Origin of the sequence: Mesorhizobium qingshengii (assembly GCF_900103325.1) — a bacterium.
GTDB classification, from domain to species: domain Bacteria; phylum Pseudomonadota; class Alphaproteobacteria; order Rhizobiales; family Rhizobiaceae; genus Mesorhizobium; species Mesorhizobium qingshengii.
Genome location: NZ_FMXM01000051.1, coordinates 1 through 10,314, shown reverse-complemented (window position 1 = coordinate 10,314; position 10,314 = coordinate 1). Strand labels below are relative to the sequence as shown.

General features: G+C 55.8%; 14 protein-coding genes. 12 read left to right on the top strand and 2 right to left on the bottom strand.

What is annotated here, in order from left to right:
- The coding region (locus BLS48_RS33520) for a transposase (RefSeq protein ID WP_143019584.1) at window positions 1-290 on the top strand (290 nt) is incomplete at its 5' end.
- An 85-nt stretch (window positions 291-375) separates the two neighbouring features.
- Here the strand turns inward: BLS48_RS33520 and BLS48_RS33515 are convergent.
- The gene (locus tag BLS48_RS33515; protein WP_038654888.1) at window positions 376-1,077 is read right to left on the bottom strand and encodes a nodulation protein NolW; all 702 of its coding nucleotides are present in this window, start codon (window positions 1,075-1,077) and stop codon (window positions 376-378) included.
- Window positions 1,078-1,327: 250 nt separating this feature from the next.
- On the opposite strand from BLS48_RS33515, the gene BLS48_RS33510 reads away from it, so the two are divergent.
- The 11 genes from BLS48_RS33510 to BLS48_RS33460 are packed head-to-tail and all read left to right on the top strand — an operon-like array spanning window position 1,328 to window position 9,624.
- On the top strand, window positions 1,328-1,747 hold the full coding sequence (locus BLS48_RS33510; protein WP_276315567.1) for a nodulation protein NolB: 420 nt from the start codon (window positions 1,328-1,330) through the stop codon (window positions 1,745-1,747).
- Window positions 1,748-1,756: 9 nt separating this feature from the next.
- A complete protein-coding gene (gene sctJ / locus BLS48_RS33505) occupies window positions 1,757-2,614 on the top strand; it encodes a type III secretion system inner membrane ring lipoprotein SctJ (protein WP_091586577.1) in 858 nt (285 codons plus the stop codon).
- A 5-nt stretch (window positions 2,615-2,619) separates the two neighbouring features.
- Window positions 2,620-3,252, top strand: coding sequence for a hypothetical protein (locus BLS48_RS33500; protein ID WP_038654894.1), 633 nt, complete (start codon window positions 2,620-2,622; stop codon window positions 3,250-3,252).
- A complete protein-coding gene (sctL, locus tag BLS48_RS33495; protein ID WP_038654897.1) occupies window positions 3,249-3,872 on the top strand; it encodes a type III secretion system stator protein SctL in 624 nt (207 codons plus the stop codon). Before BLS48_RS33500 ends, sctL begins: the two co-directional genes overlap by 4 nt.
- The gene (sctN, locus tag BLS48_RS33490; protein ID WP_091586575.1) at window positions 3,869-5,224 is read left to right on the top strand and encodes a type III secretion system ATPase SctN; all 1,356 of its coding nucleotides are present in this window, start codon (window positions 3,869-3,871) and stop codon (window positions 5,222-5,224) included. Before sctL ends, sctN begins: the two co-directional genes overlap by 4 nt.
- Window positions 5,200-5,730, top strand: coding sequence for a hypothetical protein (locus tag BLS48_RS33485; protein ID WP_038654903.1), 531 nt, complete (start codon window positions 5,200-5,202; stop codon window positions 5,728-5,730). Before sctN ends, BLS48_RS33485 begins: the two co-directional genes overlap by 25 nt.
- 53 nt (window positions 5,731-5,783) lie before the next feature.
- On the top strand, window positions 5,784-6,827 hold the full coding sequence (sctQ, locus tag BLS48_RS33480) for a type III secretion system cytoplasmic ring protein SctQ (RefSeq protein WP_208604712.1): 1,044 nt from the start codon (window positions 5,784-5,786) through the stop codon (window positions 6,825-6,827).
- A complete protein-coding gene (sctR, locus tag BLS48_RS33475; protein WP_038654909.1) occupies window positions 6,820-7,485 on the top strand; it encodes a type III secretion system export apparatus subunit SctR in 666 nt (221 codons plus the stop codon). The genes sctQ and sctR overlap by 8 nt, the downstream gene beginning before the upstream one ends.
- A gap of 29 nt (window positions 7,486-7,514) precedes the next feature.
- Window positions 7,515-7,763: an EscS/YscS/HrcS family type III secretion system export apparatus protein gene (locus tag BLS48_RS33470; protein ID WP_084791849.1), complete on the top strand. Its 249-nt coding sequence runs from the start codon at window positions 7,515-7,517 to the stop codon at window positions 7,761-7,763.
- Between the two features lie 8 nt (window positions 7,764-7,771).
- Window positions 7,772-8,590 carry a type III secretion system export apparatus subunit SctT gene (gene sctT, locus BLS48_RS33465; protein ID WP_038654912.1) on the top strand — a complete coding sequence of 273 codons (819 nt, stop codon included), beginning with the start codon at window positions 7,772-7,774 and terminating at the stop codon, window positions 8,588-8,590.
- Complete coding sequence (locus BLS48_RS33460) at window positions 8,587-9,624, top strand: EscU/YscU/HrcU family type III secretion system export apparatus switch protein (protein ID WP_038654915.1); 1,038 nt, start codon at window positions 8,587-8,589, stop codon at window positions 9,622-9,624. The genes sctT and BLS48_RS33460 overlap by 4 nt, the downstream gene beginning before the upstream one ends.
- A 398-nt stretch (window positions 9,625-10,022) precedes the next feature.
- Here the strand turns inward: BLS48_RS33460 and BLS48_RS33455 are convergent.
- Window positions 10,023-10,314: transposase (locus tag BLS48_RS33455; RefSeq protein WP_244530005.1), on the bottom strand; the 292-nt coding region annotated here is incomplete at its 5' end.

The window sequence follows — 10,314 nt, the reverse complement described above, 5'->3', positions numbered from 1 at the left end:
CTTGGCTGCTGCATGTCTTTGCCGATGGCGGCTACGCGGGTGACAAGCTGAAAAGGCGACTGCGGAAAATCGGGCACTGGACACTGGAAATCATCAAGCGATCCGACAAGGCAAAGGGCTTCGAGGTTCTACCGCGCAGATGGGTCGTTGAACGGACCTTCGCATGGCTCGGCAGATGCAGAAGGCTGGCGAAGGACTTCGAGAAATCCGTCGCTTCCGCCGAGGCGTGGATCATGATCGCCCACATACGCCTCATCACGCGCCGTCTCTCAAGATATTGCTATCATTGACCTCTTTTCGAGTCCGACTCTTAGAGAATTCACATTCAAGGGCGGCCGCTGTGGCGTTTTTTTGCCAAGGCTGCGGTCGCAAATATCATTTTTGGCGCGGCTCTGGCTTCTCGCCGACGCCATCCTGTTGCAACACGTCAGACGAATAAGCGGCTTGCGGTAGTCCGTCGCGAACGACCATGGAGGAGGAACCACGAAACAATGTCAGGACCGATTCGCTTGGCTGTGTTTCAGGAACGCGCGGCTGCGCCTGCGCCTCAGCAACGAGGCCGTTGAACGTCTGCTCCACGAGTGCGGTGAAACGCGGCGGACCGGAGACCAAAACGAGGCTATCTCCCGGCGCAGGTCTCATGACGTAGCGGTCATCGGAAATCTCAAGCTTATCAAGGGCCTTCTTCAACTTATCGAAGCGGATCGAGGTCAACACAAGCACGCGGGTTTGTGATTCTTTTGCGGCCGATACGTAAAGGACAAGCCCATCATAATACCATTGTAGACTGTACAAGTTGGCCAAACGGTCTAGGAACTCGAGCGGTGGCAAATTCGACATGCTCCCGCGGATCCGTCCCTTCACCTCGCTGCTAATGTTGATTCGGATATTAAGGTTGTTACCGAATTGCTGCAGCACGGCAGCGAGATCCTGATCGAGAACTGTATACCTGTAAGGCGTCCGGGGGAAGGATAAGGGGACACCTAGTGTTCCGTGGATTCCGGTGGAGAGAAAGAACCCGGCACACAGAAGCCTCCAAAGGTTCAAGGGGATGAATTTGATGAGCAGTCTCGGCATATCCTAATGATAACCTACAGTTTGAGAGTTTCACAAGGGGGCTAAAGTCACACAGCATGAGATGGCCCATTATGCCGCCTTGGTCAGCTTGTCGTCAGCTCTCACGGCTAAATGCTGGCCCGACAACGACTAATGGGCGACGGGATTCACATCGCCAAAGAGGAAATAATCGAGTTCTTGCATGATGATGCCTTTCACTCCGATTACTGCCACTCTAGCAGAGTGTCTGCCCAAGGCCGGATCAGCGTCCTTGAGCGACCAGGCCCAGTTCGAGCGCGCTTTGGCGCACGCGGCCGACGCGCTGAAAAACGACGCTCCCCTGGTGCTCGCTCCTCCGGTGATGGATGTGCAACGCGCAGCTGCGAAGACAAATTCCCTGGGCGATCGCGTGGTAGAGAAGATTTCTTCGATGTTCGCAGGCAATGCGGTTAGTCCGCTCGACTGGCAGGTAGGACTCTCCAAGGGTTCGGAACCAGGGCCGCCGCAGAAGCTTACAGCCGAAACAGGCCCGGGAACCGGAACCTCTGGCGTTTCGCAAGGAGGTCGTGATTTTGAAGCAATGATTGTTGGCCTGCGGGATCTCTACAACGGTGTCACCCAGGTTGCTCTTGTCTCTAAAGGTGTCAGCGGCATTACGTCTTCGTTGAATAAACTTCTAAAGGAAGGCTGAACCGCGCGCATGATTGAGCTAGCCGCGGAAGTCATGCTCGACACTTACCATTGGCGATTGCTTCGCCTTGTAGCTCTGGCAGTTCTCCTGGCTCTCGGTGGTTGCAAGGTCGATCTCTACACGCAGCTGCAGGAACGCGAAGCGAATGAAATGTTGGCTCTTTTGATAGACAACGGAGTAGCTGCGATCCGGGTGGCCGCCAAGGATGGGACTAGCACCCTCCAGGTTGATGAAGCGCGGATCGCTTTCTCAATTAACCTTCTAAATGGGAAGGGGCTGCCGCGACAGTCGTTCAAGAACCTTGGCGAGATCTTCCAAGGATCAGGCCTGATAGCCTCGCCAACCGAGGAGCGTGCCCGTTACGTCTATGCGCTGAGTGAGGAGTTGTCCCGTACCATCAGCGACATCGATGGAGTGTTCTCTGTACGTGTTCATGTTGTTCTGCCGCATAACGACCTTTTGCGAGCAGGTACCACGCCCTCATCGGCCTCAGTTTTTATCAGGCATGACGCCAAAGCGAACCTTTCTATTCTACTGCCGCAGATAAAGATGCTTGTGGCTGACAGCATCGAAGGGTTGTCGTACGACAAGGTTGAAGTGGTTTTGGTGGCGGTGGAAGGGTCCGCAGATGGGCAGCTGTCTGTGCCGAGGCCTGTTTTGGCCGAGACATCCAGGCTCATTCCAGCGCGGTTTCTTGCGACCGTAATCGGTATCGCTGTAGCTCTGTTCGCAGTGGCATGCTTTCTGTTGGCCAGCGCTCTTAGCCGCCGGCGCAAGCAATCGTCGGGCGGATTCTCCAAGGTCGAGCGGCGATTGAGTCCTTCCGTGTTCAGCACCATTCAAAGAAACGCCAGCGATAGCGCGTAAGTGACATGTCGACGCCAATGCCGATACTGACTGCCCAACTTGATCGTTCGTTCCAATTGTCCGCCTTCGGCGGGATCGAGCCTGCAGCTTCGGCCCATCCGAGTCGTCTTGCTGCGCGTCTTGATCCGGCGTTGGCGCCCGCTACGTTAGAGCAGTTGCAGAAGTCCCCCAGGCTGCAACCAAGGCTGACAGAATTGCTGTTCGACGTGGCTTCAAAGCATAGCGACTGGGGGCCTGATCTTCTGCGCGGGAATGATCCGCAGCGGGCCGCCTTTCTTGCAGGCAGTGTATGGCATGCCCGTTCGCTGCTTAAGCTTGTCTCTCGGTCTGATCTCACCGCTCTTATTGGCTATATCGGCGCTGATGCGCACAAATTTGGTATCCGACACTTGGCGCATTCCGTTGCAAACCGATTGATCGCCGATCCGGAAAAGCTCGCGCACCAAATCGAACACGATGGACATGCCTGTCTTGGTGCTTGGCTCAATAACAATTCAGTGATGGAGCGTAACCGCGTCCTCCTACGGTTGCCGGTTGGAACCGCCGCCGAGAATCCAAAGCCTGAGCACAGGAACGTCTCCGGCCAGTTGTTTTCGCTTGTGATGGCCTATTTTGAGGCGGAGAAGCCGCTAATATGACATTTGATCTTTTCCCTGCGCCAACAGCGCCGCAGCTGTGCCCAATGGGGCCGCTGATCCCGGCGAGTGAGCTGGAAATCTGGGATAGTGCTGCAGAAGCGCTTGCGGCCGCGGAACGATATCAGCAGCGGGTTCGCAGCTGGGCGCGCGCCGCCTATCAGCGTGAGTTGGCGCGCGGCCATGCCGAGGGTTTAACTGCGGGCGCCGCCGAAATGGCAGCGGTGATTTCTCAGGCGGTCACCGAAGTCGCGCAACGAAAGGCCGTTCTTAACCAGGAATTGCCGCAGCTCGTGATGGAGATACTAAGCGATCTTGTGGGAGCATTAGATCCGGGGGAAGTTTTGGTGATGGCTGTTCGCCACGCCATTGAACGCCAATATAGCGGCGCACAAGTTTGCCTCCATGTGTCTCCGAGTCAAGTGGACATACTCGCGGAAGAGTTTGCAGGATACGACGGACAGGATGGTCGACCAAGTGTTCGGATCGAACCGGATCCGACGTTGCCGTCGCAACGGTGCGTGCTGTGGAGTGAGTACGGCAATGTCGATCTGGGGCTTGATGCCCAGATGCGCGCGTTGCGCCTCGGCTTCGGGTTGCTATCTGAAAGAGGCGAACTATGACCACGCTGTCACAACCTAATAACGATGCCGCGGTTTGCCCCGCTGATCCGGTGATTTCGTCTTTGAGAGCTCGGGCAAAGCGGATCGAGACCCGCGCCCTCCGGGGCAGAATCACGCGTGCTGTCGGCACACTTGTTCATGCCGTCTTGCCTGACACTCGTATTGGGGAACTTTGCCTCCTGCAGGATCCGCGAACCGGACTGTCGCTCGAAGCCGAGGTGATCGGCCTCTCGAATGATAGCGTATTGCTGACGCCGATTGGTGACTTGGCTGGTCTGTCTAGCCGTGCCGAAGTCGTAGCCACTGGACGAATGCGTGAAGTACCCGTTGGAGACGATTTACTCGGCCGCGTGGTTGACAGTCGTTGCCGTCCACTGGACGGCAAAGGCCAAATCAGGACCACAGAAACTCGGCCGCTGCACGGCCGAGCTCCAAATCCAATGACAAGGCGGATGATTGAACGACCCTTGCCTCTAGGGGTACGTGTTCTGGACGGTCTCCTGACGTGCGGCGAGGGCCAGCGGATCGGAATTTACGGCGAGCCTGGTGGTGGTAAGTCGACGCTATTGTCACAGATCGTAAAAGGTGCAGCCGCTGACGTTGTCATAGTCGCGCTGATAGGCGAACGAGGACGTGAAGTTCGTGAATTCATCGAGAGGCATCTTGGAACGGAAGGACTTCGCCGTGCCGTCGTTGTTGTTGAAACGTCCGACCGCTCGGCTGTCGAGCGGGCGCAATGTGCTCCGATGGCGACAGCGATTGCAGAGTATTTTCGCGAACAGGGGCTACGCGTAGCTCTCATGCTGGACTCGCTGACCCGCTTCTGTCGTGCAATGCGTGAAATAGGCCTTGCTGCCGGTGAACCGCCGACGCGACGGGGCTTTCCTCCTTCAGTTTTCAGCATGCTGCCAGGCCTGTTAGAACGCGCCGGCATGAGTGAGCTTGGCTCAATCACGGCTTTCTATACTGTGCTTGTAGAAGGCGATGGCACAGGGGATCCAATCGCAGAAGAGTCGCGCGGCATTCTCGATGGGCATGTCGTCCTCTCAAGCGCGATTGCGGCGCGATCGCATTTTCCCGCTATCGATGTACTGCAGAGTCGCAGCCGCGTGATGGATGCGATCATTTCGACGACACATCGCAAGGCGGCATCCATCTTTCGTGAACTCCTCTCGCTGTATGCCGAGACCGAGTTCCTGATCAAAGTCGGCGAATACAAACAAGGCGCCGATCCCCTGACGGACCGAGCTGTCGACTCAATAGACGAACTGAGAGAGTTTCTGCGCCAGAGCGCAGGCGAGACATCAACCTTTGAGGAAACGGTCGCATGGATGTCGCGTCTGACCGCTTAAATCATGTTCAGGCTTCGAGGTTACGTCTTTTGAAAGAGATGCAAGAGCGTCGCGCCCTTCATAAGATGTCCAAAACGGAAGCCAAGCGCGACATGGCTGTCTTAGCCGCTCAGAATGCCGCTCGAGACCTTGCAATGACACAACAAGATTGCGCAGCCGCCGAAGCGGATCTCTACCAGGAGCTGATGACTCTCGAAAACTTGTCGAACGGTATGCTCGACCGGCACCACCTGCGCATTGAGCTGCTTGCGGCTGAAATAACGTGCCGACGGCAAATGCTTGGCGATGCGCAAATCGCCCAAGAACAGGCTGAGATAGCGATGTTCAGGACGAGGGACGAATGGATCGCATGTTCGGCGGCAACACGCAAATGGCAGCAAATCGAGGACGACGTCGGGCGCGACGTTGAGATCCATTCGGAGGCCGTGAGCGAGACCGAGGCCGAGGATGATAGAGTAGTTCGGTTTGGGAGGAGTGCGCTTGCCCAGGTCGCGCAATCAAATTAGAAAACCGGCAGGTCCTCCGAAATGCTAGCGCTGTGCAGTCTTTGGTTTCCGGGATGGTGAGGCCCATTATATTTGAACCAGCCCTGACACTATCACGGGAGATCGTGCGGTTGCTTAATAACACGGCAGCTTCTCGCAAGCCGTTTCAGAGCCGAATCAAAGACGTGCCGTTGTCGGTGACTGTTGCAGGGCTTGTCTGTCAAGAGCAATCTGCAGCCATTGAGATGCTTGACTGCATTTGGAAGGTCGGAGCCGAGACGGTCATCCTCTCGTTATCGCGGCCGCTTGTAGATGCGTTCATTGCGACAGTGCAGGACGACCTGCCTTTTCCGTCCGAGCCAACGGCTTCGCTCATTTTGGAGCTTGCACTTGAGCCGCTCGTCGCTCGACTGGAGTGTGCGACACAGCTGAACCTGCAACTCCTGCGCGTTGGTGAAGCCGCCACGCTAGCCCCCTATCTCGAACTGGATATCGTATTCGGCGCGGTCAGAGGCAACAGTCGTCTATTCCTGTTCTCGCCTCTCGACGGCTTGGTGCCGCTTGCATTTCGCGTCCTAGACGAACTCATTGCGCAGTTACCACGAAAACCGCGAGGGCTATCGCGGGACCTGCCGATCCTGGTTGCAGGAGAAATTGGGACGCTACGCATTCCTCCAGCTCTTCTTCGAGACGCACGTGCCGGGGATGTTCTGTTGCCGAACATGGCGCCGTTTGGCCGCGGCGAGATCATTCTATCTTTTGGCCAGCTGTGGGCCGGCGCAGATCTTGAGGGCGACCAGTTAGTGCTGCGAGGCCCTTTCCGCCGGCGATCGAGTTCTTTGGAGAATGCGCAGATGACACAAGCTGTATCGCAGCTGGGACTGACGGATGATCTCGACGATATCGGGATCATGCTTGTCTTTGAATGCGGCCGCTGGCCTATTCCTCTAGGGGAATTAAGACGTGCCGGCGATGGGCATATATTCGAACTTGGGCGCCCGATCGAGGGTCCGGTCGACATACTGGCCAATGGTCAGCGCATCGGGCGTGGCGACATCGTGCGCATTGGAGAAACGCTGGGTATAAAGCTGCGAGGCGGGTTGGGATGTAATGACTGAGGTCCAGCCGACAATCCTGGCGCTTCTTGCGGTAACCGCTGGACTTGGTCTGCTTGTTTTAGCAGTCGTCACAACCACTGCGTTTGTAAAAGTATCAGTTGTTCTTTTTCTCGTGCGCAATGCGCTCGGAACGCAAACAATACCACCTAACATAGTGCTGTACGCTGTATCATTGATCCTGACCATGTTTGTTAGCGCGCCCGTTATTCAACTGACCTATGATAGGATGAGCGACCCGAAGCTGCACTATCAGACGTTTGATGACTGGGTAAGCGCTGTCAAATCCGGGAGCGAGCCACTGCGTGACCATCTAAAGAAATTCACCAATGAAGATCAGCGAAAAATTTTCCTCTCCTCGATCGAGAAAGTATGGCCAGAGGAAATGCGCGCAAAGACTGCGGATGATGATTTATCGATTCTGGTGCCATCTTTTCTACTGTCAGAACTTAAGCGCGCGTTCGAGATTGGATTTCTGCTTTATCTTCCTTTCATTGTTATCGATCTTATCGTTACGACAATTTTGATGGCGATGGGTATGTCGATGGTGTCTCCGACACTTATATCAGTCCCTTTCAAGCTATTTGTTTTCGTCTCTATTGATGGTTGGTCGAAATTGATGGAAGGTCTTGTGTTGAGTTACACGCTTCCGGGAGGTTGATTATCGCCGAATCCAGTATTGTCGTTCTTATGAGTCAATCGTTGGTGGTCTTAATGATTTGGATTCTACCGCCGTTGATCGCATCGGTGGTCGTTGGCCTGGTCATTGGCATCATCCAGGCGGCAACGCAGATTCAGGATGAGAGTTTACCACTCACCGTGAAGCTTCTGGTTGTTGTCTCGGTGATTGGTTTGTTTGCTCCTGTCCTGAGCGCCCCCCTGCTAGAGCTAACCAACCAGATCTTTACCGAGTTTCCCGCCATGACGCTCAGCTACTAGTCTCGGCCATGTCTATGTCATCAGCCGAGATTCAAATCCTGATTCATACGGCTATCGAGCTCCTCCTAGCAGCCGGTCTTGGTGCCGGGCGCGCGATAGGCATCATGCTGATCCTGCCTGTATTTACTCGTTCTCAGACCGACGGGCTAATCCGCGGCTGCCTGGCTGTCGCTTTCGGATTACCATGCCTGGCGCACGTCAGCGACGGGTTGCAGGCGCTGGATCCTGAAACGCGCGTGATCCAGGTAACTCTGCTCGGATTGAAGGAAGTTTTCGTTGGTGCACTATTAGGCACTTTTCTTGGCATTCCCCTATGGGCCCTTCAGGCAGCGGGTGAGTTTATCGACAACCAACGCGGTATTACCAGCCCGTCTGCTCCGTCCGACCTCGCCACGAACAGTCAGGCTTCCGCCGTGGGGGTCTTTCTCGGGATTACTGCGATCGCCATCTTCGTCGCCTCTGGGGGTATGGAAACCGTGATCAGCGCACTTTATGGCAGCTATTTGATCTGGCCCATATATCGGTTTCACCCAACCATGAGCGCTCAAGCAGGAATGGAGATATTAGGTCTCCTTGATCACATTATGCGCACGACTTTGTTGGTGTCTGGGCCAGTCGTGTTCTTTCTGACGTTGATTGATGTGTCCATGATGATACTGCGTCGCTTTGCGCCCCAATTCAAGTCAAGTCAGTTTTCGCCCGCGATCAAGAATCTTGTCTTTCCGGTCATCATGGTCACCTATGCTGCCTATCTGGTTGAGGGAATGACATTGGAGATCACACAAACGGATGGCACTCTCGAGTGGCTCGATAAGTTGCTGAAATGAGCGACACGAGTGAAGAGAAGACACACGCCGCCAGTCCCAAGAAGCTAAGCGAGGCGCGCAAAAAAGGGCAGCTGCCACGTAGCTCCGATTTCGTTCGCGCGGTCGGGACCTGCGCTGGGCTCGGATACCTGTGGGTAAGAGGCAGCGTCATCGAGGACAAGTGTCTTGAAGCGCTACTCTTCGTCGACAAACTGCACCACCTGCCATTCAAATTCGCCGTCGGGCAGGCGCTGGTTGTTCTGGCCGCACTCGCCCTCGCAACTGTTGGCCCGCTGCTTGGAACGCTTGTCGCTGCGGTCATTTTGGCAAGTTTATTAGCCAATGGTGGATTTGTTTTCTCTTTCGAGCCGATCAAGCCCAGCCTTGAAAAAATGGATCCTTTTCAAGGGCTGAAGCGCTTGGCGTCTGCGCAGTCCACAGTCGAACTCGGCAAGACTCTGTTTAAGGTATTCGTTCTCAGCGCAACGTTTTCCCTCTACCTGCTCGGCGCGTGGAAGACCATGATGTATCTGCCGGGGTGCGGCATGGGCTGCATCGGCCATGTCGTTGGGGTGGCAAAACCGCTCATTGGAATTGGCGCCGGCGCACTAATGGTCGTCGGCCTGATTGATCTTGTGTTGCAGCGTGCGTTGTTTCAGCGCGAGATGCGGATGACCCAGACTGAAGTCATGCGCGAACGGAAGGATCAGCAAGGGGCCCCCGAGTTAAAAGGTGAACGACGTCGCATCCGCGATGAGGCAGCTGACGAACCTCCCCTTGGTGTTCATAGCGCCACGCTGATCTTCAAAGGGAGGGGGGCACTGATCGGTGTTCGCTACGTTCGTGGTGAGACCGGGGTGCCGGTCGTGGTTTGCCGAGCGAAAGACGAGCGCGTTTCTCCCCTCCTTAGCGAAGCGCGGGCGCTTCGTCTCGAAATTGTCGATGATCATGTCCTAGCGAACCAGCTCATCAGAAAAGCAAATCTCGGCAACCCCGTTCCTAAGGAATTTTTCGAACCCGTGGCGAGAGCACTCTTTGCCGCAGGCTTGACTTAGGCCGCGGACTGATAACTTCTCTAGCAGAACGCGGACAGAAGGGAGTTGGGCCGGTGGCAAGGAAGTGGAGCGGGGCATCGGTGCTAACGCGTTGCTATGCCTTTGAAAGGTTTTAGTTTGTTGCTGTATCTGTCAATCAGGTTGCGCTGCTTGTGGGCCCCGTTGACTGAAGGGAATCGCTGGTGCGGGATACCTCGGCGGGATGTCAGCCCAAGCTGAGCGTTGCGCTTCAGGTCGCGAATGGCGTTGCTGTCATAGGCGCGGTCGGCAATCGGAATCCTATCGGGTGGAGAGAGTCGAGCGTGGCGATGGCGGGCTTGTGCCTGTCCGGCCGTCAGGACGAGATCGACCGGTCGCGGGACTGTCAGGAATTCCGTGTGCGGGCGGGCTGTTGAACATTATGCAGCCATTGCCCGGATGAAGCGCTCGCCGAAGATGACGGCGAATTGGGCCTTGGCCATGGTCCACTCACGTGGCGGCATTTTCCACTCTTTCTCGGATCGGTTCAAGATCAGATAGAGCAGCTTGGTCGCCGCGTCGTCGCTGGGGAAATGGCCCCTGGCCCTGACAGCCCGTCGAAGTTTCGGGTTCAACGCCGCTATCGAGTTCGTAACCGGTATGAAGATCTCGGTGCCGATGTCCGGCTGCGGTTTCCAGGATCGCGGTGTATGGTGCGACCATCCGGGACGG